Here is a 21,145-nt window from a genome sequence, read left to right on the forward strand (position 1 = left end):
CTTGTCTCAGTGCCATAACAGGAAAAACAGAAAGACCAGTTCACTCAATTCGCATGCCGCGCCCAGCGTATCGCCGGTCTGGCCGCCAATGCGCGTGGCGACAAAACGCCGGAAACCGAGAACAAACAGCAACGTCACCAGTAATGCAAACAGGGAGAATAACCCGCCGATGAGCAGCACCAGCGTTGCCATCAACAGTAATGTGATACCAAAGCGCCCTTCGCTGATCTTACCAATAAACAAATTGCCCATTCCTGACTCGCGGGCATAAGCCTGACGGTACATCATCACCGCCATCATGCTCCGCCCGACAACCGGCGTGACGATAAGAAACGCCAGCACCGGCAATCCGTCGGCGTTCATCTGATAAACCAGTGCGGTTCGCAACAGAACAGCCACAATCAGCGCCAGCGCGCCGTTGGTGCCGATCCGGCTGTCGCGCATAATCTCGAGAATACGCTCCCGGCTGCGCACCGAAAATAAACCGTCGCAACTGTCGGCCAGCCCGTCGAGATGTAAACCGCCGGTCAGCATAATATGTGCAATGACAACGGCAATCGCCGCCGGAAGCACACCGATATGCGGCATTAAAATCTGCCACACCAGCGCGGTCAGTAAACCGATAACCAGCCCGACCAGCGGAAAACAGACAATGCCGCGTGCATACTCTTTCAGTTCAAAGCCATCGCACCAGCGATCCCTGACCGGGATGCGGGTGAGAAACTGCAATGTCGCGAGAAACAGCCGCCATAAAGCCATAATAAACACCCTGTTCTGAGTCGTTTTATTCCGATGTTTTCACCGGTACCGGAATGCCGGATACGATCAGGTAGACATCATCCGCCGCGGCAGCCAGTTGCTGATTCACCCGCCCCGCAATATCACGAAAACGCCGCGCCAGCAGGTTATCCGGCACAATGCCCATCCCCACTTCATTAGTGACAATAATCACTTCAGATTCAGGATGTTGCGCAGCTTCCATCAGTTTCGTGGTTTGCGCAAAAATATGCTGTTCTATTGCGTCAAAATCCATGTGTTCCGGCGGTGTTTCACCGGCCAGATCAAACAGAAGATTGGTAATCAACGTCGTGATGCACTCGATAATAATGGTCGGAAACTGCGCCTGATGCGCGAGTACGACATCCCCCAGATCACGATAGCTTTCAAACGTATGCCAGTGAGCCGGACGTTGTTGCTGGTGATAACGGATGCGATCCGCCATTTCGGCATCAGTAACGACCGAGGTGGCGATATACAGCACCTCGCCGCCACGTTTCTCTGCTATCTGCTCAGCAAAATGGCTTTTACCACTGCGGGCACCTCCGGTGATTAGCATCATAATCAGCTCCTTGCGTTGTATTACTGAAGAGTATTCATGAACAGGGTGGATGCAGAATAATGTTATGCCCTGAATTTTGAGCAAAAAAAAACCGCAGTCACTGACTGCGGTTTATGAGCATAGACGCAAGTGCCTCGCTTGTCAGCGATTAACCCCGTTTTGCCGGGCCGGTAGTGCGGCGCGTCGGTGCAACCTGAGTATGGCGCTTCACAGCACGACGGATCTGGTTGGCTTTTACGCGACGACGATCACGCTCAACCGGCAGTTTGCTGACAGTTTCTTCCGTCATGTCGACCAGTGTGCGCAGATAGTTGATGTCTGGCAGATCCAGCTCTTTATAGCCACCGCGAGGCAGGCCTTTAGGCAGATTCAGATCACCGTAACGCACGCGGATCAGACGGCTTACCTGTACGCCAACAGCTTCCCACAGACGACGAACTTCGCGGTTACGTCCTTCTGTCAGGGTCACGTTGTACCACTGGTTCAAACCTTCACCGCCCTGGAATTTGATCGAGCGGAACGCCGCAGGACCGTCTTCCAGCTGCACGCCACGGCTCAGTTGTTTAATTTTTTCATCATCAACCTGACCGAAAACACGTACGGCATATTCACGCTCAACTTCACGACTCGGGTGCATCAGGCGATTAGCCAGTTCACCGTCGGTGGTGAATAACAGCAGGCCTGACGTGTTAACGTCCAGACGACCTACGGCGATCCAGCGGGAACCGCGCATTTTTGGCAGACGGTCAAAGACGGTCGGACGGCCTTCCGGATCATTGCGTGTACACAACTCGCCTTCAGGCTTGTAGTACGCCAGTACGCGGCAAACGGTGTCCTGAGATTCCATCACTGACAGAACGTGTCCATCAAGACGAATTTTGGTACCGCCGGTGACTTCCACGCGGTCGCCCAGCGTAGAAATTTTACCGTCAACGCTGACGCGGCCAGCCTGGATCATCGCTTCAACTTCACGACGTGAACCATGACCTGCGCGGGCGAGGACTTTTTGCAGTTTTTCGCTTTGACCTTCGGTGCTGTCCAGTGCGTTCTTCGGCTTCTGGTATTTCACTTCTTCTTCGTCACCGTTTTCATCAAACAGTGCTTCAGCTTTAGGTTTGGTTCCGCGAGGTTTCAACGTACGTGGTTTTTCACCGCGTGCATGTTCCGGACGACCCGGTTTGCCGCTGCGTGCTTTTTCTATACGTGAATTGTCGATACGGGATTCAGAACGCGAATCGCTGCGGCCTGCGTCAGAACGTGGTTTGTCTGAACGTGGCTTGTCGCTGCGCGGTTTGTCGCTGCGTGGTTTGTCAGTACGTGGCTTTTCGCCGCGCTTTTCAGCCCGCGACGGTTCCGGACGGCTTTTTGCTGCGCCGGAATTCCTGCCACTTTTTGGCTTGTCACCAGATGGACGTGATGCTTTGGATTTGTCGCTGGTGTGCTTCTGGGAATTATACTTCTCGCTCATTGAGCAGCCTCATTTGTCGCCTTCACAGGCGTCGGGGGGAGCCGGCAGCATGACCTGATTTGTCATCTGCCCGCAAAAATTCAGTTATTGCGTATCATTACAATGACTTAGAAAAAAGTCAGCCTGCCATTATACACATTTATATGCAATTTGTATCCTGCAAAAAACGTTGCAGTCCGGTTATTTTTCAAACAAGCCTCAGAGGAACGGTGTCGGATCGCCCGCGCCTTCACGCACCACTTCGGGCGCAGCCTCTGTCAGATCAACCACCGTGGTAGGCTGCTGACCAATAGACCCGCCGTCAATCACCAGATCCACCACCTTGCCCAAATGATCTTTGATATCTTCCGGATCGGATTCTGCAAAGTCATTGCCCGGCAGCATCAGCGTGGTCGACATCAGCGGCTCGCCCAGCGCCTCCAGCAAGGCAATCGCAATCGGATTGGACGGCACGCGCAGGCCGATCGTTTTACGTTTCTCGCTCATCAGACGGCGCGGCACTTCTTTGGTCGCTTTCAGGATGAACGTGTAATTGCCCGGCGTGTTGTTTTTCATCAGGCGGAAAGCCGCGTTATCCACATAGGCGTAAGTCGACAGCTCAGACAAATCACGGCACACCAGGGTGAAGTTATGGTTGCTGTCCAGCTGACGAATCCGGCAAATACGCTCCATGGCGTTTTTCTCTTCCAGACGGCAACCCAGTGCATAACCGGAATCTGTCGGATACACGATAACCTGGCCTTTGCGCAGCAATTCTACGGCCTGATTAATCAGGCGGGGTTGCGGGTTTTCCGGATGAATATAAAAATATTGACTCATTTTTCCCTCTTAATTCTTCTTCTACGGTCGGGCTTCAGACCGGTTCAATTTCAGGCTGTTTCCCGGCGACCGGCCAGTGTTGCCATACCGGTTCTACGCCTGCGGGAAGCCAAAGTTTGCGCCCCAGCTCAATCCACGAACAAGGCTGATGGAAATCAGATCCCTGTGAGGCGAGCAACTGATAATCACGGGCGTAAGCCGCCAGTTGTGCACGCTCATTGGGTGCCTGCTGACATTGCGCGACTTCCATCGCGTCGCCACCCTGTTCAGCAAAGAACGCCAGTAAGCGTTTCAGCCATTTTGTGGACAGTTCATAACGTCCCGGATGGGCGACAACCGCCTGTCCGCCAGACTGATGAATTGCATCAATCGCTTGTTCTATTGTACACCACTGTGGCGGAACGTAGCCGGTCTTGCCCTTGGCGAGGTATTTTTTGAATACCTGCGCAATGTTGTCAGCCGCGCCGAATTCCACCAGATAACGGGCAAAATGTGCACGGGTGACGGCTCCGCCATCGGCCAGACGTAACGCACCTTCCCACGCGCCTTCGATGCGCGCTTTCGCCAGACGACGGCCCATTTCCTGCGCACGCTGCTGACGCAAATCGGCCTGCACTTTCAGTAATTCCACCATCGCCGGATGCCCCGGGTCGATACCCAGCCCGACAATATGGATCTCATGATTTTCCCACAGCGTAGAAATCTCGACACCGTTTACCAGTTGCAGTGGCAGCTGATTGTCAGCAATCGCCCGCGCCGCCCGCGCCAGCCCTTCCGTGCTGTCGTGATCGGTGATCGCCAGCACGCCGACACGCATTTCTACTGCACGCGCCACCAGCGCTTCCGGTGTTAAATAGCCGTCAGATGCCGTGGTATGGCTGTGGAGATCGTAAAGGGTAAATGCGTTGCGGGTTATCTGGTCGTCTGCTGAAGGCGAAGTGTTTGTTGGTAAAGTCATCGTCACGTGGGGAATTAACCTGTTTCTGAATGCAGCACATATCATAACGCGTTAGTGCGTTGCACGTTAGGGATGATTTCACCCGGCCGTTACGCACTGTTACAGTGCTATAACAACACTGTTTGCACAACGTCGCCGCACTAAAGGGGGAAATTGCGCTAAAAGAGGGTTGACTTTACATCTCTGAACTAGTTTACTAGTACGCAAGTTCACGGAATAACTCAGTAATGAACACCGTGACAAACCGATTCAGAAAGCTTACGTTTTAAAAACGATAGCTTCATAAACAAACAAGAGTGTCTGATGATGAAAACTTACATGATGGCGGTTCTCAGCTGGTGGCGTACTTCCCCTTGTCGGGCGGAGTAATCACGCATAGCTGTCATCAGACGCTGCAAGATTTCCGAAGCCCGCATAATGCGGGCTTTTTTGTGGCCGTCTAATTTGAAATCCGTTTAATACAAACGTTGAGAAAATTTCAGGAAGCAAAATGACTATTCAGAAACCACGTTTAGAATTGCTGACCGCAGAAGGATGTTACCGCGGCGACCCGACGGCCATTTTCCATCAATTGTGCGGCGCCCGTCCGGCGACCCTGCTGCTGGAGTCCTCCGAAGTGACCAGCAAAGAAAACCTGAAGAGCCTGTTGATTGTCGACAGCGCCCTGCGCATCACGGCGCTGGGTTCCCGGGTTTCGATTCAGGCACTCACGCCAAACGGCGCGTCATTACTCTCACTGATTGACGCCGCGTTACCGGCTGAAATGCGTAACGACGTGCGTCCGAATGGCCGCGAGCTGAGTTTCCCGTCCATCGACCAGATGCAGGATGAAGACGCCCGCCTGCGTTCGCGCTCCGTGTTTGATGCGTTACGCAGCATTCTGACCTCAGTTGAAGCGCCTGCCGATGAGCGCGAAGCGATGTTCCTCGGCGGTCTGTTTGCCTACGATCTGGTCGCCGGTTTTGAAGATTTACCGGCATTAGAGTCTGACCAGCGTTGCCCGGATTTCTGCTTCTATCTGGCAGAAACTCTGCTGGTACTCGACCATCAGAACCGTTCATGTCGTTTGCAGGCCAGCCTGTTTACGCCGTCGCCGGAAGAGAAACAGCGTCTGCAAGCCCGCCTTGAACAACTGCAGCACCAGTTACAGCTACCGCCGCACGCCATTCCGCACCAGAGCGTGCCGGAAATGCAACTGAGCGTAAATCAGAGCGATGAAGAGTTTGGTGCCGTGGTAGAGAAGATGAAAGTGGCGATCCGCGCCGGTGAAATTTTCCAGGTGGTGCCTTCACGTCGTTTCTCACTGCCGTGCCCTGCTCCGCTGGCCGCTTATGAAACGCTGAAAAACAACAACCCGAGCCCGTATATGTTCTTCATGCAGGATAACGATTTCACGTTGTTCGGCGCGTCGCCGGAAAGTGCGCTGAAATACGACGCGACAAACCGTCAGATTGAAATCTATCCGATTGCCGGTACACGCCCTCGTGGTCGCCGCGCTGACGGTTCACTGGATTTGGATCTCGACAGCCGCATCGAACTGGAAATGCGGACTGACCATAAAGAGCTGGCCGAACATCTGATGCTGGTGGATTTGGCGCGTAACGATCTGGCACGGATCTGCGAACCGGGCAGCCGTTACGTCGCCGACCTGACCAAAGTTGACCGTTATTCCTTCGTGATGCATCTGGTGTCCCGCGTGGTTGGCACGCTGCGTCATGACCTCGACGTACTGCACGCTTATCAGGCCGTGATGAACATGGGCACACTGACCGGCGCACCGAAAGTGCGCGCCATGCAGCTGATTTCTGCCTCCGAGCAAACCCGTCGCGGAAGCTACGGCGGCGCAGTGGGTTACTTCACCGCTCACGGTGATTTAGATACCTGCATCGTGATCCGCTCCGCCTATGTCGAAGACGGCATCGCCACCGTACAGGCTGGCGGCGGTGTGGTGCTCGATTCCGTTCCGCAAGCCGAAGCCGACGAAACCCGTAATAAAGCCCGTGCAGTGCTGCGTGCCATCGCCACCGCCCATAATGCGAAAGAGGTATTTTAAGATGGCCGATATCTTACTCATCGATAACGTCGATTCCTTTACATACAACCTCGTCGATCAGTTGCGCTCGAGCGGACATAACGTGGTGATTTATCGCAATCAGATCCCGGCTGACGTCATTATTGAAAAACTCAGCCAGCTGGAAAAACCGGTGCTGGTGCTTTCTCCGGGACCGGGTACGCCGTCCGAAGCCGGTTGCATGCCTGAGCTGCTCAAACGTCTGCGCGGTCAGTTGCCGATTATCGGTATCTGCCTCGGTCATCAGGCAATTGTGGAAACCTACGGCGGTTTCGTCGGCCAGGCCGGTGAAATCCTGCACGGCAAAGCCTCTTCTATTACGCATGACAACGAAGCGATGTTCGCCGGTATGCACAATCCGCTGCCGGTGGCGCGTTATCACTCGCTGGTCGGCAGCCAGATCCCTGAGGGACTGACCGTCAACGCCCGCTACGGCGATATGGTGATGGCAGTACGTCACGAAGAAGATCGCGTCTGTGGTTTCCAGTTCCATCCGGAATCCATTCTAACTTCACAGGGCGCCCGTCTGCTTGAGCAGACACTGGCCTGGGCTTTGGCGTAAGGAGAACTGTCATGCAAACGCAAACTATTCCCGGCATTCTCGACAATCTGTTCCGCGCTCAGACAATGACGCAGGAAGAAAGCCAGCAGCTATTTACCGCCATCGTGAATGGCGAACTGGAACCGGCGCAACTGGCCGGTGCATTAATCAGCATGAAAGTGCGCGGTGAGCAACCGGCTGAAATCGCCGGCGCCGCCAAAGCATTGCTGGCACACGCCGAGCCGTTCCCGCGTCCTGACTATCCGTTTGCGGACATTGTCGGCACCGGCGGCGACGGCACCAACAGCATCAATATTTCCACCGCCAGCGCCTTTGTAGCGGCAGCGTGTGGTGCACGGGTGGCTAAACACGGCAACCGCAGCGTGTCCAGCCGTTCGGGCTCATCGGATTTACTGGCTGCTTTTGGCATCCGTCTGGATATGCCTGCGGAAGAATCCCGGGCCGCGCTGGATGATCTGGGTGTGTGTTTCCTGTTCGCGCCGCAATACCACACCGGTTTCCGCCATGCGATGCCGGTGCGTAAATCGCTCAAAACCCGCACGCTGTTTAACGTGCTGGGGCCGCTGATCAACCCGGCACGTCCTCCGCTGGCACTGATTGGCGTGTACAGCCCCGAACTGGTGCAGCCGATTGCAGAAACATTGCGGGCACTGGGTTATGAGCGTGCTGCGGTGGTTCACGGCGGCGGCATGGATGAAGTGGCGATCCACGCGGCAACGCAGGTTGCGGAGCTGAAAGACGGTCAAATAACCACTTACGAACTGACGCCACAGGACTTCGGTATGGATAATTATCCGATAGAATCCCTGCTGGGTGGCGAGCCGGAAGAAAACCGTGACATTCTGGCACGCTTATTACAAGGTAAAGGAGATCCGGCCCATGAAGCCGCGGTGGCCGTTAATGTAGCGATGTTACTGCGTCTGTTCGGTCAGGAAGATTTAAAGCAAAATGCACAACAGGCTTTGGACGTCATGCGCAGCGGTGAACCCTACCAGCGCGTGGTGGCATTGGCAGCAAGAGGATAAGTGATGCAGCAGGAAACCGTGCTCCACAAAATTGTTCGCGATAAAGAAATTTGGGTCGCGGCACGTAAAGATCAGCAACCGCTGGCCAGCTTTCAGAACGACATAACTCAGAGCCAGCGCAGTTTCTACCATGCCCTGCAAGGGGCAAGAACGGCTTTTATTCTGGAGTGTAAACAAGCCTCTCCGTCGAAAGGGAAGATCCGCGAAAACTTCGATCCGGTAGAAATCGCCAGTGTTTATAAAGACCATGCTTCCGCCATTTCAGTATTAACCGACGAAAAATACTTCCAGGGCAGTTTTGATTTTCTGCCGCTGGTGAGCAAAACCGTCACACAGCCTGTGCTGTGCAAAGATTTTATTATCGACCCGTATCAGATCCATCTGGCCCGTTTCTATCAGGCTGATGCGATTTTGCTGATGCTGTCAGTGCTCGATGACGATCAGTACGTTCAGCTCGCCGCGGTTGCTCACAGCCTTAACATGGGGGTGCTGACGGAGGCCAGTAATGAAGAAGAACTGGATCGCGCCGTTAAACTGAAAGCCAAAGTCGTCGGTATCAATAACCGCGATTTGCGCGATTTGTCTATCGACCTGAACCGCACCCGTGAGCTGGCACCGCGCGTACCGCATGGCGTCACGGTCATCAGTGAATCAGGTATTAATACTTACGGACAAATCCGTGAACTGAGCCGCTTCGCCAATGGCTTCCTGATCGGCAGTGCGCTGATGTCGGAACAAGACCTGAGCAGTGCCGTTCGTCGCGTGCTGCTCGGTGAAAACAAGGTCTGTGGCCTGACCCGCGCTCAGGATGCCAAAGCCGCGCACGAAGCTGGTGCTATTTATGGCGGGCTGATTTTTGTTGAAGCCTCACCGCGTTTCGTGACACAGACGCAGGCGAAAGAAGTGCAGAACGGCGCACCGCTGAAGTATGTCGGCGTGTTCCGCGATGAAGAAATCACCACAGTGGCCCAGACGGCTCAGACATTAAACCTGACCGCCGTGCAGCTTCATGGCGACGAAGATCAGGTTTATATCGATGCCCTGCGCACAGCCTTGCCGCAAACGGTTCAGATCTGGAAAGCGCTGAGCGTCAAAGAAACATTGCCAGCGCGCGACCTGAATCACGTGGATCGTTACGTCCTGGACAACGGCAAAGGGGGCACGGGTCACCGGTTCGACTGGAGCAAACTGGCCGGTCAGGATTTGAGCAATACCTTGCTCGCCGGTGGACTGAGCGCAGATAACTGCGTCGAAGCCGCACAACTCGGTTGCGCAGGCCTGGATTTCAACTCAGGTGTTGAAAGCGAGCCGGGCATCAAAGATGCCGGGAAAATTAATGCCGTATTCCAGACATTGCGGGCGTATTAAGCCGCACGCAATGACGCAAAAATTGACAGACAGGACGCGATAACATGACTTTACTTAATCCCTACTTTGGCGAATTTGGCGGCCAGTATGTCCCGCAAATTCTGATGCCTGCGCTGGCTCAGCTGGAAGAAGCTTTTGTCAGCGCACAGCGCGACCCTGAGTTTCAGGCCGAATTCATTGATTTGCTGAAAAACTACGCAGGTCGCCCGACGGCGCTGACACTGTGCAAAAACCTCACCGCCGGTACTAAAACCAAGCTGTATCTTAAGCGTGAAGATTTGCTGCACGGCGGCGCACATAAGACTAACCAGGTGTTGGGTCAGGCATTGCTGGCAAAACGCATGGGCAAAACAGAAATCATTGCTGAAACCGGTGCCGGCCAGCACGGTGTGGCATCGGCTCTGGCCTGCGCCCTGCTCGGTCTGAAATGCCGCATTTATATGGGTGCCAAAGACATTGAGCGTCAGTCGCCAAACGTGTTCCGTATGCGCCTGATGGGTGCGGAAGTGATCCCGGTACACAGCGGTTCATCCACGCTGAAAGATGCCTGTAATGAGGCACTGCGTGACTGGTCAGGCAGCTATGAAACAGCACACTACATGCTGGGCACCGCAGCAGGCCCGCATCCGTATCCGACTATCGTGCGCGAATTCCAGCGCATGATCGGCGAAGAAACCAAATCCCAGATGCAGGAACGCGAAGGCTGTCTGCCGGATGCGGTGATTGCCTGCGTCGGTGGCGGTTCCAATGCCATTGGCATGTTTGCAGATTTCATCGACGACACCAGCGTGAAACTGATTGGGGTTGAACCGGGTGGTCTGGGTATCGAAACCGGACAACACGGCGCGCCGCTTAAACACGGTCACGTCGGCATTTATTTCGGCATGAAAGCGCCAATGATGCAGACGTCTGAGGGTCAGATTGAAGAATCCTACTCGATTTCAGCCGGTCTGGATTTCCCGTCCGTCGGCCCGCAACACGCCTTTCTCAACAGCATTGGCCGTGCAGAATATGTGTCGATTACCGATGATGAAGCGCTGGATGCCTTTAAAGAATTGTCCCGCCATGAAGGGATTATTCCGGCGCTGGAATCCTCACATGCGCTGGCTTATGCGTTGAAACTGATCAAGGAAACGCCAGAGAAAGAACAAATCCTGGTCGTGAATTTGTCAGGTCGCGGCGACAAAGACATTTTCACCGTACACGACATCCTGACTGCCCGGGGAGAGATTTAATGGAACGTTATCAGCAATTATTCAAGCGTCTGGAAAGCAAAAAAGAAGGCGCATTTGTTCCTTTCGTCACGCTGGGCGATCCGGGCGTTGAGATGTCACTGTCAATCATCGATACGCTGATTGAAGCCGGTGCCGACGCACTGGAACTGGGTGTACCGTTCTCCGATCCTCTGGCCGATGGCCCGACCATTCAGAATGCAAACCTGCGTGCTTTTGCTGCGGGTGTGACGCCAACGCAATGCTTCAACATGCTGGCCCGTATTCGCGAAAAGCATCCGGATATTCCGATTGGCCTGCTGATGTATGCCAACCTGGTGTTCCACAATGGTATTGAAACCTTCTATCAGCGTTGCGCTGAAGTGGGCGTCGATTCGGTGCTGGTTGCCGATGTGCCGTTTGAAGAATCTGCGCCATTCCGTGCGGCCGCGTTACGCCACGGCATCGCTCCTATCTTCATCTGTCCGCCAAATGCCTCTGACGATTTGCTGCGTGAGATTTCGTCTCATGGCCGCGGATACACTTACTTGCTGTCACGTGCAGGCGTGACAGGCACTGAAAAACGCGCGCTGACGCCGCTGAATCACTTGGTTGATAAGTTACGTGAATACAATGCCGCGCCACCCTTGCAGGGCTTTGGTATTTCCGAACCGTCACAGGTGAAAGAAACGCTGGCCGCAGGCGCAGCCGGTGCTATTTCCGGTTCAGCGACGGTGCGTATCATCGAAAACAATCAGCATCAGCCTTCTGAAATGCTGGCTCAGCTTTCCCGCTTTGTCAGTGAAATGAAGGCCGCGACCCGCGCTTAACCCTCTCTCAGACAGAACCTCAGTCATACAGTGACTAAGGTTCTGTTTCTTTTAATTTCTTACTTTTTTTTACCCCGCTTAATTTGTATTACCCATTTCAATAATCCAAACTAAAATTACTCTGCAGATCAATGATACTGTATGAGAGAGATATCATCTGCTCAGCTAACATGTTGTTTCTTTTGGTTTTATAACAAATCATGGAGAGTTATTTTATGAAGCTATTCAAAACATTGTCCGCATTCTGCATGGCAGCGGTTGTGGTCCTGGCTGTTGCCGCTTGTGCGCCGACCAAAAAATCAGAAGGAACCGGTGGTTACATCGATGACACCGTCGTCACCACAAAAGTAAAATCTGCCCTGCTGGCAGATAAGAGTATTAAATCCACTGAGATCAGTGTCGAGACCTTTAAAGGCCGCGTACAGTTGAGTGGTTTTGTGACGTCAACAGCAGATGCAAACCGTGCAGTTGAAGTGACTCGCGGCGTAGCCGGTGTGCGTTCAATTGAGAATGATATGCGACTGAAATAATCAGGAATGTAGCAAACTGAAAATCTAAGAGGCGCCGAAGCGCCTCTTTTTTGGACCGTCTTTCCGGAAATCAGAAACGATAGCCGGCGCCAAACATAAAGACCCATGGGTCGATCCGGGTGTTGATGTTTTGCTGCTCACCACCAGCTTTGAATTTGACTTCCGTATCAATATCCATCCACCAGACAGACATGTTAATTAACCAGTTATCGTCCAGGTTGTAATCCAGACCAGCCTGCGTTGCCACACCCCAGGAATCTTTGACGCTTAAATCAGACAGCCCGGCATCACGCCCGGTCTGGTTGAAATCCGCGTCATAAAATGTGGTGTAGTTGATACCCACTCCGAGGTACGGACGCAATTTGTCCTGACGGTCACCAAAGTAATACTGCGCCATCAGAGACGGCGGTAATTGTTTCACTTCTGCGATAGTCCCGGTACTTTGCAGACCGACTTTGTGCTGGAACGGTGTGGCTGCCAGCAACTCCATCCCGATATTGTCAGTGAACATGTAACCGAGGGTTAATCCCATCTGCGTGTTGTTATTGATATTAAATGAACCCAGACCCAGCACGTTGTCCGAGCCTTCTGTCGGACGAACCGTGGCTGTCCCTACGCGAAAAATCACATCCCCTGCCTGATGTGCGCTCGAGACTGCCGGAAATGCCGCTGCTGCCACTAATGCCCAATATGCTGCTTTCATTGTCCCTTCCCTTTGTGTGGATTAGTTATCAACCGCGCGAATGATACCTACTCTTTGGTATGGTTTGATCAATGCGGGATCACATCTTTAAAACAAAAAGTAAGAAAATGCATCTTCCGCAAAGCGATCTAAATCTATAAAAACAAAGGAATTGATCTGCATCAAAAATGAGGAGATTTTGTTGTTTTGTTAACAGGTGATATTTCAGTTGCTAAAAAAAATGGTGCTGCGTAATTTGCATACTCATAGTTAGTTTTGGTTTGGTGCCGTAAGGAGTCGGTAACTTCCAAGATGGGCGAAATTAACAATCCTTGTATGACCTGTGGCGCATGCTGCGCTTATTTCCGCGTTTCATTTTATTGGGCTGAATCTGAAGAGGCTGGCGGCTGTGTTCCGCAGGCACTGACAGAGCAAGTCACCCCTTTTCTGAGTTGCATGCAAGGCACGAACAGTAAAACGCCGCGCTGTGTTGCCCTGGAGGGTGAAGTGGGACATGCGGTTTCCTGTTCTGTTTATCTCAACCGTCCGACACCGTGCCGCGAATTCGATCAGTCAGGGTTGAATGGCATCGGCAATGTCGCCTGCGATCGTGCCCGTGCGAAGTATGGCCTGCCCCCTCTGGATGTAAATTTACCGACGATTGATCTCAGCCACCTCAGTTGCGTTTAAGCAGAGATTGATCGACGGGTCTGACAGGAAATCAGCGCAAAACTATCGGCGGAGGGTATTTAAAGGGTACAATCCCCGCCTTATTGATTTTTGCTTTTTGCCAAGGAGCGTCCATGTCTATCACGGCCAGTACGTTGTACCGTGACAGTTATAATTTTATGCGTAATCAGATGAGTAGCGTTTTGGCGCTCTCGGTTCTGGCCGCATTAATCACCGTCATATTAAGCTGGGTTTTAAGTCCTTCATCTGAGCAGGTCGAGGCCATCGGGCAACTGATGAGTAACATGACCGGCATGAGCGTCGGCGATATGATGGGATATATTGAGCAGCAGATTACTCCGGAGCAGCAAAGCGCGATTTTCCGTTACAGCCTGGCCGCTCTGCTGTCAACGCTCGCCGGAAACGTTATTCTGGTCGGCGGCGTTCTGACGTTGATCCAACTGATTTCTCAGGGCGTTCGCGCCAGTATTACGCAAATTTTGAGTGCGTCATTGCCGGTGTTGCCACGTCTGGCCATTTTGCTGTTTATTTACAGCATCATGTTCCGTATCGGTCTGGCGCTGCTGTTTGTTCCGGCATTCCTGATTGCGATTGCCTGGTCAATGTCACCGGTTATTTCCTGTAAAGAGAATGCCGGCGTGTTCAAAGCAATGCGCCTGAGCACCCGCCTGGCCTTCAGCAATGTGCGTCTGGTCGCCCCGGCCGTGATGCTGTGGATTGTGGCGCAGGTGGTGCTGATGCTGTTTGTTGGCGTACTGAGTGCGCTGAATCCGATGATTGGTGCAGTGATCCTCGGCGCAGTGAGCAACCTGATCAGCGCCTTTATGCTGATTTATCTGTTCCGTCTTTACATGAAATTACATGCATAATATAGACATAACTTTTTCAGGGGCGCTCCGGCGCCCTTTTCTTTTGTCCGCGAAATGATTCCGGTATAGTCATCCCATACATAAAACATGGAATGAAGTATGAAGCAGCTCCTCGATTTTCTTCCCCTGATTGTCTTTTTTGTGGTTTATAAGCTTTACGATATTTTTGTCGCATCAGGCGCGTTAATTGCGGCCACCGCGTTAGCGTTAGTGATTACCTGGATTCTGTATCGCAAAATCGAGAAGATGACGTTAATCACCTTCGCGATGGTCGCTGTTTTCGGCACCCTGACACTGGTTTTCCATAACGACGAATTCATTAAATGGAAAGTGACAGTTATTTATATGCTGTTCTCCGGTGCATTACTGATCAGCCAGCTGGTTCTGAAAAAGCCGTTAATCCAGCGTATGTTGGGTAAAGAGCTGACATTGCCGGATCACGTATGGAATAAACTGAACGTCAGCTGGGCCATCTTTTTCCTGCTGTGCGGACTGGCCAATATCTATGTGGCCTTTTGGTTACCGCAGAATATCTGGGTTAACTTCAAGGTATTTGGCCTGACCGCACTGACGCTGGTATTCACCCTGCTGAGTGGCGTCTATATTTACCGGCATATGCCGGATGACGAAAAAAAATAAGCATTCTTCTGCACGGGCCTTTCTTTGAAAGGCCTTACTTTTTCAAATTGTTGAACTGTGTGAAGCCTATCGTATGAACGAAAAACATAGCTTACCCAATGGCGAAATGGTGTTGCGTACGCTGGCGATGCCAGCTGACACCAATGCGAATGGCGACATCTTTGGCGGATGGCTGATGTCGCAGATGGATATGGGCGGGGCGATTCAGGCGAAAGAAATCGCCAAAGGTCGCGTAGTGACCGTACGCGTTGACGGCATGACGTTTCTTAAACCCGTGGCTGTCGGGGATGTGGTGTGCTGCTACGCACGCTGTATTCGTACCGGTAACAGCTCGATCACCATCAACGTGGAAGTGTGGGTGAAGAAAGTCTCTTCTGAGCCCATCGGACAGCGTTACAGAGCCACTGAAGCGGTGTTTACGTATGTTGCTGTGGATGATGAAGGGAAATCGCGCCAGCTGCCTGACGGTCGCAGTAATTTCAGCGTCGATTCCGACGGTGTCTCTCAGGACTAAGCCGGTTCTGTATGATGGGAAGTAAAAGACTGAAAGTAAAAAGGTCGCCTTCATGGCGACCTTTTTTTGCGTTGAAATCACTGGTGATGACCTGTCCTGGCTTATTCGACAGCAGAACCGCCTTTAATCCTGAACACCAGGTTCACCACGAGATTGCTGGCAGCCTTCGGTTCATAGCGCCATTTGCTCATCGCCTGTTTCACTTCCCGCTCAAACATATTGCGCGGCTCAGCTGACAGAACACGTACGTTTTGCACACGACCATCGCTGTCCACATCAAACTGTACACGAACCCGCCCTTCGATACGTAAGGCCAGTGCTCGCGCCGGATAAGCAGGTTCGCCACGCTGCAGCGGCCGCGGACCGGTATTGCTCTGCGCATTGGTAGACGCCGGAGGCTGACTCACGGGTTTAGTGACCGGCTGGTTGCTGGTTACCGGGGCAGTTTGTACCGTTTGCGCCGGTTTTTCGACGGGACGTTCAACGGGTTTCACCTTCGGTTTAACGACCGGCTTTTTCACCGGTTTTGGCTTAGGTTTTGGGGGCTCCGGAATCACAACGGCTTCAGGCGGCGGCGGTGGCTCCGGCACGACTTCCGGTTCCGGCTCAGGTGCTGGCGGTGTCGGTTCAGGTTGTGGCGGCGGGGGTGCAAAGTCGGCCGGATTGACCATCGTTACACTCATCACCTTCTGATCCTGACTTGGCAATTTGATTGACTCGCCCACCGTCATATACAACACGCCCGCAATGACTGCGACATGTAAACTAACAGCAAGCAAAACCGGCACCGTCACCTTGCGGATAAATCTAAACTTTTTTAGCGGCATAATGATTCATTTTCCCCGTGAAGCCGCAAGTTTAAATGTAAATAGCAATCATATTCAACACCGAGATGACAACTATTCTCAAATAACCCTTGTTTTGATCCTACGCAAAGCGCTTTCCCCGGACTTCAGGTTTAGCTATGTTAATTCTGTAAAATAGTCAGGCAGCCTCTGGCTGCCAAAAAACGCTCACTAAAACCCCATTAAAGGTGACTCATGCTTTACGTTATTTATTCTGAAGATGTTTCCGACTCGCTGGAGAAACGTGCTGCTGCCCGCCCTGCTCACATCGAACGCCTGAAAAAATTGCATGAACAAGGCCGCGTACTGATTGCAGGTCCGACCCCGTCCATTGACAGCGAAGATCCGGGCGCCGCCGGCATGACCGGATCCGTGCTGATTGTCGAATTCGAAACACTGGAAGACGCCAGAGTGTGGGCAGATGCCGATCCGTACGTTAAAGCTGGCGTGTATAAAGCCGTGACTGTCAAACCGTTCAAACGCGTATTCTGATGTTTTATGGGCAGTTTTTCGGGCTGCCCGCTATTCCCTGTGCCTTCCCGCCTTCTCTTTAATCAACTTTACTTTTGCTTACGTCAGTTGATTGTCTAAATATCCGGTTACTCAAACAGTTACCTGCGCCTTTTTTCTTTAACAGTCGAGCGGAGAACCTGATATGCAATGTCCGGTATGCAAAGAAAGTCAGTTAGTGATGTCCGAACGTCAGGGCATTGAAATCGATTATTGTCCTGACTGTCGCGGAGTATGGCTGGATCGCGGTGAGCTGGATAAAATCATCGAGAAATCTGCCACATTACAGGCCGCAGAACGCCCTGCAACTGCACGCTATGAGGAACGTGACCGTCGAGACGATCACCGGCCGCAAGGCAATTATGACAACCGCGGCCATTACCCGTCCCAAAAGCCCTATAAAAAGAAGAGCTTCCTTTCAGAGCTTTTCGACTGATTTCACCCCTCACGCGCCATGACATCACACCTCATGGCGTGATTCCCCGAATGCCGTCACATTGCATTCATCGCTTCTGTGTTAGAATGCTTACCCCTACCCATGAGGTAAGCATTATGTCATTCTTCGACGGACTGAAGTTTCTAACCAGCACGACCACGAAGGTCACCTGCCCGGAATGCGGTTATGTTTCAGAACAGATGAGCTCGAAAGTGCGCAAAAACGCCACGCTGGTCTGCAAAAAATGTGGCGCGCTTTTTCAGCCTAAATCCCGTTAATCAGGAATTCCATTCGTAGTTCACGGCATACAATGAAAGGCGCTGGTGCTGCTGATGATGGATTTGACGAATACGGTAAATATGGCGGTAGCGTCTTGACTGCCCTTCCAGCCAGCGGCTTCTCCGGCGCTGGGTCTGGCGTAACATCCGCCACCGGCCGACTTCATTTCTACTGTGTTTCATTCACTTGTGTCCCGTAATGCCCGTGGCTGCTTCTTTAACGAAAGCGCTTCTTTTACAGAAAGTGTCTTGAGCGGAAAAACTGCGGGACATTATAGGCCGATGACGTTGTGATCCAAGTCTTGTTTTCCCCCTTCCTCCACGTTATCAGCTAACCTTGATGTCAGGGCGATGACTCTTTTATTAATCTGATACAGATTACAGAGGTAGCTGATTGATTAGCAGGATAAAGTTAGTTAAAAGGTTTCCCCTTTCACGTACACTCATGCCGATGGCTTGCGAACAGGACTTTTCGCCTTTATGACAACATTTTATACGGTAATCAGCGGTCTTCTGGTTTTCGGTTACTGGTTACTGATTGCCGGTGTCACCCTGCGCATTCTGATGAAGCGCCGGGCAGTTCCGTCCGCAATGGCATGGCTGCTGATCATCTACATCATTCCGCTGGTCGGTATTATTGCCTATCTGTCGTTTGGGGAACTGCACTTAGGCAAACGCCGTGCGGAACGGGCAAAAGCCATGTGGCCCTCCACCGCCCGCTGGCTCAATGATCTCAAAGACTGTAAGCGTATTTTTGCCACTGAGAACAGTGAAATTGCCGCCTCACTTTTCCAGCTTTGCGAGCGCCGTCAGGGCATTGCCGGTGTAAAAGGTAATCAGTTGCAACTGCTGACCACCAGCGATGACGTGCTGCACGCGATGATGCGTGATATCGGACTGGCACGCAGTAACATCGAAATGGTGTTTTATATCTGGCAACCGGGCGGTCTGGTTGATCAGGTTGCAGAATCCCTGATGGCGGCCTCTCGCCGTGGCATTCATTGCCGTCTGATGCTGGATTCCGCTGGCAGCGTGGCCTTTTTCCGCAGCCCTTACCCGGCCATGATGCGCAACGCGGGTATCGAAGTCGTTGAAGCGTTGCAGGTGAATCTGTTCCGTGTGTTCCTGCGCCGGATGGACCTGCGTCAGCACCGTAAAGTCGTACTGATCGACAACTATGTCGCCTATACCGGCAGCATGAATATGGTCGATCCGCGTTTCTTCAAACAGGATGCTGGCGTCGGTCAGTGGGTGGACTTGATGGCGCGCATGGAAGGCCCTGTCGCCACCACAATGGGTATCGTGTATTCCTGCGACTGGGAGATTGAAACCGGCAAACGGATTTTACCGCCGGAACCGGATCTCAACCAGATGCCGTTCGAGCAGGAAAGCGGCCATACCATTCAGGTGATCGCTTCCGGCCCTGGCTTCCCTGAAGATATGATTCATCAGGCTCTGCTGACCGCGACCTATTCTGCACGCGAACAACTGGTGATGACGACACCGTATCTCGTGCCAAGCGACGATCTGCTGCATGCCATTTGCACAGCGGCGCAGCGCGGAGTGGATGTCAGTATCATTCTGCCGATGAAGAACGATTCGATGATGGTGAACTGGGCAAGTAAGGCGTTCTTTGGCGAATTGCTGGAAGCCGGTGTCAAAATTTACCAGTTCGAAGACGGCCTGCTGCATACCAAAAGTATTCTGGTCGACGGCCAGCTCAGTCTGGTCGGCACGGTGAATCTGGATATGCGCAGTCTGTGGCTCAATTTTGAGATAACACTGGTCATTGATGACGCCGGATTTGGCGATGATTTGGGCCGCGTGCAGGAAGATTATATTGCCCGCTCGCATTTGCTGGATGTCGAAGCCTGGCTTAAACGTCCTTTCTGGCACCGCATCGTCGAACGATTGTTCTACTTTTTCAGTCCGCTGCTGTAAAAGCCACGTCGGGCATGATGTAATACACACAGTACCGGCCTGAACCAGCCTGAATACACTCATCTGTAAACGAGAATGATATGGACCTGAATAATCGCCTGACCGAAGACGAAACGCTTGAACAAGCCTACGACATCTTTCTGGAACTGGCCGGAGATAACCTTGATCCGGCGGACATCCTGATCTTCAATCTGCAATTTGAAGAACGTGGCGGCGCTGAATTATATGACCCGGCTGAAGACTGGGTTGAGCACGTGGATTTCGACTTAAATCCGGACTTCTTTGCTGAAGTGGTGATTGGCCTGGCTGACGCTGAAGACCAGCCTATCAATGATATTTTCGCCCGTGTTCTGCTGTGTCGCGAGAAAGATCACAAGCTGTGCCATATCCTCTGGAAAGAATAATCTTCTCCGTCGTCCTTCAGACTGGCTCTGTGTTGGCTGCTTTCATGCAACTCGAATGATTTAGGGGGGCGGTTAACAGAAAAGAAAAACCTGCCATTGGCAGGTTTTTTTATGCTTTCCGTCTGAGAATATTTATCAGAGCGGATCGACTTTCAGACAGGATACCGCGTGGCGGAAGCTGCCTTCCAGCAACGGACGGGTTATCGCACATTCTGGTCCGGCGATCGGGCAGCGGGTACGGAACACGCAACCTGACGGCGGATTAATTGGCGAAGGTAACTCCCCTTCCAGCAACTGAATGACTTTGTTGCGCTCTTTGTCCGGATCAGGAACCGGCACCGCAGACATCAGGGCACGGGTATACGGATGCTGAGGATTGTTGTACACCTCATCATAAGTCCCCAGCTCGACGGCATGACCAAGATACATCACCAGAACACGGTCAGAGATGTGCTTTACCACCGCCAGATCGTGCGCGATGAAAATCAGCGACAAGCCCATTTCACGCTGCAACTGCTGAAGCAGGTTAACCACCTGCGCCTGGATGGACACATCCAGTGCAGAGACTGGCTCATCACAGATAATCAGTTTCGGTTCCAGGATGAGTGCGCGCGCGATGCCAATACGCTGACACTGACCACCGGAGAATTCGTGCGGGTAACGGTTAATCAGGTTAGGCAGCAGCCCGACCTTTAACATCATTGCCTTCACTTTTTCCTTCACCTCAAGACGAGGCATCTTCGGATTATAGGTTTTCAGCGGCTCGGCAATGATTTCACCAATGGTCATACGCGGGTTCAGGGACGCCAGCGGATCCTGGAAAATCATCTGGATATCACTGCGCGTGTGGCGCCACTCGCTGTCCGACATATTCAGCAGATCTTTGCCCAGCCATGCGACACGACCGTCAGTGGCTTTCACCAACCCGATCAGCGCACGGGCAAAGGTCGATTTACCACAACCAGATTCCCCCACTACGCCCAGCGTTTCCCCTTCATAAAGACGCAGGGTCACGCCGTCGACGGCTTTCAGGGTTTTCGAGGGCTGCCAGAACCATTGTTTACCGTCTTTGATGTCGAAATGGACTTTCAGATCAGCCACTTCGAGCAGAACTTTTTTCTCTGGCGCGTGGGTGTTCATTGCCGCACTGTTCATG

Annotated in this window: 23 protein-coding genes, 1 pseudogene and 1 other annotated feature; of the genes and pseudogenes, 15 read left to right on the top strand and 9 right to left on the bottom strand. The window is 52.5% G+C overall.

Annotation, left to right across the window (positions count from 1 at the left end; genetic code table 11):
- Positions 1–6 precede the first annotated feature (6 nt).
- From cobS to rnm, 5 genes are all read right to left on the bottom strand, one after another.
- On the bottom strand, positions 7–759 hold the full coding sequence (gene cobS / locus GW591_RS07930; RefSeq protein ID WP_121019221.1) for an adenosylcobinamide-GDP ribazoletransferase: 753 nt from the start codon (positions 757–759) through the stop codon (positions 7–9).
- Positions 760–784: 25 nt separating this feature from the next.
- Positions 785–1,339 (bottom strand): bifunctional adenosylcobinamide kinase/adenosylcobinamide-phosphate guanylyltransferase, encoded by a 555-nt coding sequence (cobU, locus tag GW591_RS07935; RefSeq protein WP_013575920.1) that lies wholly within the window; start codon positions 1,337–1,339, stop codon positions 785–787.
- A gap of 148 nt (positions 1,340–1,487) precedes the next feature.
- Positions 1,488–2,408, bottom strand: coding sequence for a 23S rRNA pseudouridine(2605) synthase RluB (gene rluB / locus GW591_RS07940; protein ID WP_223509797.1), 921 nt, complete (start codon positions 2,406–2,408; stop codon positions 1,488–1,490).
- Positions 2,409–3,005: 597 nt separating this feature from the next.
- The gene (locus tag GW591_RS07945; RefSeq protein WP_013575922.1) at positions 3,006–3,626 is read right to left on the bottom strand and encodes an L-threonylcarbamoyladenylate synthase; all 621 of its coding nucleotides are present in this window, start codon (positions 3,624–3,626) and stop codon (positions 3,006–3,008) included.
- A 34-nt stretch (positions 3,627–3,660) separates the two neighbouring features.
- Entirely contained in the window at positions 3,661–4,584 is a 924-nt protein-coding gene (gene rnm / locus GW591_RS07950; protein ID WP_013575923.1) for an RNase RNM, read from the bottom strand.
- 330 nt (positions 4,585–4,914) lie between these two features.
- Positions 4,915–5,017 (top strand) — a sequence feature (Trp leader region).
- A gap of 57 nt (positions 5,018–5,074) precedes the next feature.
- On the opposite strand from rnm, the gene GW591_RS07955 reads away from it, so the two are divergent.
- The 6 genes and pseudogenes from GW591_RS07955 (at position 5,075) to GW591_RS07985 (ending at position 12,181) form a co-directional block, all read left to right on the top strand.
- Positions 5,075–6,637: an anthranilate synthase component 1 gene (locus GW591_RS07955; protein WP_112197966.1), complete on the top strand. Its 1,563-nt coding sequence runs from the start codon at positions 5,075–5,077 to the stop codon at positions 6,635–6,637.
- 1 nt (position 6,638) lies between these two features.
- A pseudogene (gene trpD / locus GW591_RS24080) lies at positions 6,639–8,242 on the top strand (bifunctional anthranilate synthase glutamate amidotransferase component TrpG/anthranilate phosphoribosyltransferase TrpD).
- A 3-nt stretch (positions 8,243–8,245) separates the two neighbouring features.
- Positions 8,246–9,610 carry a bifunctional indole-3-glycerol-phosphate synthase TrpC/phosphoribosylanthranilate isomerase TrpF gene (gene trpCF / locus GW591_RS07970; protein ID WP_121019218.1) on the top strand — a complete coding sequence of 455 codons (1,365 nt, stop codon included), beginning with the start codon at positions 8,246–8,248 and terminating at the stop codon, positions 9,608–9,610.
- 44 nt (positions 9,611–9,654) lie between these two features.
- On the top strand, positions 9,655–10,845 hold the full coding sequence (gene trpB / locus GW591_RS07975; RefSeq protein WP_121019217.1) for a tryptophan synthase subunit beta: 1,191 nt from the start codon (positions 9,655–9,657) through the stop codon (positions 10,843–10,845).
- A complete protein-coding gene (gene trpA, locus GW591_RS07980; RefSeq protein ID WP_121019216.1) occupies positions 10,845–11,651 on the top strand; it encodes a tryptophan synthase subunit alpha in 807 nt (268 codons plus the stop codon). The genes trpB and trpA overlap by 1 nt, the downstream gene beginning before the upstream one ends.
- A 215-nt stretch (positions 11,652–11,866) precedes the next feature.
- Positions 11,867–12,181 carry a BON domain-containing protein gene (locus GW591_RS07985; protein ID WP_013575930.1) on the top strand — a complete coding sequence of 105 codons (315 nt, stop codon included), beginning with the start codon at positions 11,867–11,869 and terminating at the stop codon, positions 12,179–12,181.
- 70 nt (positions 12,182–12,251) lie between these two features.
- On the opposite strand, the gene ompW is transcribed toward GW591_RS07985, so the two are convergent.
- Positions 12,252–12,884, bottom strand: a complete 633-nt coding sequence (gene ompW / locus GW591_RS07990; protein WP_013575931.1) for an outer membrane protein OmpW — start codon at positions 12,882–12,884, stop codon at positions 12,252–12,254.
- Between the two features lie 291 nt (positions 12,885–13,175).
- Between ompW and GW591_RS07995 the strand changes: the two genes are divergently transcribed.
- The 4 genes from GW591_RS07995 to yciA all read left to right on the top strand — a co-directional run bounded on the left by GW591_RS07995 (position 13,176) and on the right by yciA (position 15,575).
- A complete protein-coding gene (locus GW591_RS07995; RefSeq protein WP_126124961.1) occupies positions 13,176–13,553 on the top strand; it encodes a YkgJ family cysteine cluster protein in 378 nt (125 codons plus the stop codon).
- A gap of 113 nt (positions 13,554–13,666) precedes the next feature.
- Positions 13,667–14,422 (top strand): YciC family protein, encoded by a 756-nt coding sequence (locus GW591_RS08000; protein WP_013575933.1) that lies wholly within the window; start codon positions 13,667–13,669, stop codon positions 14,420–14,422.
- A gap of 99 nt (positions 14,423–14,521) precedes the next feature.
- Positions 14,522–15,061 (top strand): septation protein A, encoded by a 540-nt coding sequence (locus GW591_RS08005; RefSeq protein ID WP_013575934.1) that lies wholly within the window; start codon positions 14,522–14,524, stop codon positions 15,059–15,061.
- Between the two features lie 73 nt (positions 15,062–15,134).
- Complete coding sequence (gene yciA / locus GW591_RS08010; protein ID WP_013575935.1) at positions 15,135–15,575, top strand: acyl-CoA thioester hydrolase YciA; 441 nt, start codon at positions 15,135–15,137, stop codon at positions 15,573–15,575.
- A 101-nt stretch (positions 15,576–15,676) separates the two neighbouring features.
- On the opposite strand, the gene GW591_RS08015 is transcribed toward yciA, so the two are convergent.
- On the bottom strand, positions 15,677–16,402 hold the full coding sequence (locus GW591_RS08015) for an energy transducer TonB (protein ID WP_112198629.1): 726 nt from the start codon (positions 16,400–16,402) through the stop codon (positions 15,677–15,679).
- A 213-nt stretch (positions 16,403–16,615) separates the two neighbouring features.
- On the opposite strand from GW591_RS08015, the gene GW591_RS08020 reads away from it, so the two are divergent.
- The 3 genes from GW591_RS08020 (at position 16,616) to GW591_RS08030 (ending at position 17,644) form a co-directional block, all read left to right on the top strand.
- Positions 16,616–16,912 (top strand): YciI family protein, encoded by a 297-nt coding sequence (locus GW591_RS08020; RefSeq protein WP_037034485.1) that lies wholly within the window; start codon positions 16,616–16,618, stop codon positions 16,910–16,912.
- Between the two features lie 163 nt (positions 16,913–17,075).
- Positions 17,076–17,366 (top strand): TFIIB-type zinc ribbon-containing protein, encoded by a 291-nt coding sequence (locus GW591_RS08025; protein ID WP_013575938.1) that lies wholly within the window; start codon positions 17,076–17,078, stop codon positions 17,364–17,366.
- Between the two features lie 116 nt (positions 17,367–17,482).
- Positions 17,483–17,644 carry a YnfU family zinc-binding protein gene (locus GW591_RS08030; protein ID WP_013575939.1) on the top strand — a complete coding sequence of 54 codons (162 nt, stop codon included), beginning with the start codon at positions 17,483–17,485 and terminating at the stop codon, positions 17,642–17,644.
- Here the strand turns inward: GW591_RS08030 and GW591_RS08035 are convergent, their stop codons facing one another.
- Complete coding sequence (locus GW591_RS08035; RefSeq protein ID WP_037034487.1) at positions 17,645–17,827, bottom strand: YciY family protein; 183 nt, start codon at positions 17,825–17,827, stop codon at positions 17,645–17,647.
- Positions 17,828–18,124: 297 nt separating this feature from the next.
- Between GW591_RS08035 and cls the strand changes: the two genes are divergently transcribed.
- Positions 18,125–19,585, top strand: coding sequence for a cardiolipin synthase (gene cls / locus GW591_RS08040; protein ID WP_013575940.1), 1,461 nt, complete (start codon positions 18,125–18,127; stop codon positions 19,583–19,585).
- A gap of 80 nt (positions 19,586–19,665) precedes the next feature.
- Positions 19,666–19,989 carry an HI1450 family dsDNA-mimic protein gene (locus GW591_RS08045; protein WP_013575941.1) on the top strand — a complete coding sequence of 108 codons (324 nt, stop codon included), beginning with the start codon at positions 19,666–19,668 and terminating at the stop codon, positions 19,987–19,989.
- Positions 19,990–20,124: 135 nt separating this feature from the next.
- Here GW591_RS08045 and oppF read toward each other — a convergent pair whose 3' ends face one another.
- Entirely contained in the window at positions 20,125–21,129 is a 1,005-nt protein-coding gene (oppF, locus tag GW591_RS08050) for a murein tripeptide/oligopeptide ABC transporter ATP binding protein OppF (RefSeq protein WP_015690069.1), read from the bottom strand.
- Positions 21,130–21,145: the final 16 nt, after the last annotated feature.

Origin of the sequence: Rahnella aceris (assembly GCF_011684115.1) — a bacterium.
Classification (GTDB): Bacteria; Pseudomonadota; Gammaproteobacteria; order Enterobacterales; family Enterobacteriaceae; genus Rahnella; species Rahnella aceris.

Bases quoted from the DNA above. Each gene is read 5' to 3' on its own strand.
- GW591_RS08005 (WP_013575934.1), top strand. From the start codon at position 14,522: ATGAAGCAGCTCCTCGATTTTCTTCCCCTGATTGTCTTTTTTGTGGTT.
- GW591_RS08025 (WP_013575938.1), top strand. From the start codon at position 17,076: ATGCAATGTCCGGTATGCAAAGAAAGTCAGTTAGTGATGTCCGAACGT.
- ompW (WP_013575931.1), bottom strand. From the start codon at position 12,884: ATGAAAGCAGCATATTGGGCATTAGTGGCAGCAGCGGCATTTCCGGCA.
- GW591_RS07985 (WP_013575930.1), top strand. From the start codon at position 11,867: ATGAAGCTATTCAAAACATTGTCCGCATTCTGCATGGCAGCGGTTGTG.
- yciA (WP_013575935.1), top strand. From the start codon at position 15,135: ATGAACGAAAAACATAGCTTACCCAATGGCGAAATGGTGTTGCGTACG.
- GW591_RS08035 (WP_037034487.1), bottom strand. From the start codon at position 17,827: ATGAAACACAGTAGAAATGAAGTCGGCCGGTGGCGGATGTTACGCCAG.
- cobS (WP_121019221.1), bottom strand. From the start codon at position 759: ATGGCTTTATGGCGGCTGTTTCTCGCGACATTGCAGTTTCTCACCCGC.
- GW591_RS08045 (WP_013575941.1), top strand. From the start codon at position 19,666: ATGGACCTGAATAATCGCCTGACCGAAGACGAAACGCTTGAACAAGCC.
- GW591_RS07955 (WP_112197966.1), top strand. From the start codon at position 5,075: ATGACTATTCAGAAACCACGTTTAGAATTGCTGACCGCAGAAGGATGT.
- trpB (WP_121019217.1), top strand. From the start codon at position 9,655: ATGACTTTACTTAATCCCTACTTTGGCGAATTTGGCGGCCAGTATGTC.
- GW591_RS08015 (WP_112198629.1), bottom strand. From the start codon at position 16,402: ATGCCGCTAAAAAAGTTTAGATTTATCCGCAAGGTGACGGTGCCGGTT.
- trpA (WP_121019216.1), top strand. From the start codon at position 10,845: ATGGAACGTTATCAGCAATTATTCAAGCGTCTGGAAAGCAAAAAAGAA.
- trpCF (WP_121019218.1), top strand. From the start codon at position 8,246: ATGCAGCAGGAAACCGTGCTCCACAAAATTGTTCGCGATAAAGAAATT.
- GW591_RS08020 (WP_037034485.1), top strand. From the start codon at position 16,616: ATGCTTTACGTTATTTATTCTGAAGATGTTTCCGACTCGCTGGAGAAA.
- cobU (WP_013575920.1), bottom strand. From the start codon at position 1,339: ATGATGCTAATCACCGGAGGTGCCCGCAGTGGTAAAAGCCATTTTGCT.
- GW591_RS08000 (WP_013575933.1), top strand. From the start codon at position 13,667: ATGTCTATCACGGCCAGTACGTTGTACCGTGACAGTTATAATTTTATG.
- GW591_RS08030 (WP_013575939.1), top strand. From the start codon at position 17,483: ATGTCATTCTTCGACGGACTGAAGTTTCTAACCAGCACGACCACGAAG.
- oppF (WP_015690069.1), bottom strand. From the start codon at position 21,129: ATGAACACCCACGCGCCAGAGAAAAAAGTTCTGCTCGAAGTGGCTGAT.
- rnm (WP_013575923.1), bottom strand. From the start codon at position 4,584: ATGACTTTACCAACAAACACTTCGCCTTCAGCAGACGACCAGATAACC.
- cls (WP_013575940.1), top strand. From the start codon at position 18,125: ATGACAACATTTTATACGGTAATCAGCGGTCTTCTGGTTTTCGGTTAC.
- GW591_RS07945 (WP_013575922.1), bottom strand. From the start codon at position 3,626: ATGAGTCAATATTTTTATATTCATCCGGAAAACCCGCAACCCCGCCTG.
- GW591_RS07995 (WP_126124961.1), top strand. From the start codon at position 13,176: ATGGGCGAAATTAACAATCCTTGTATGACCTGTGGCGCATGCTGCGCT.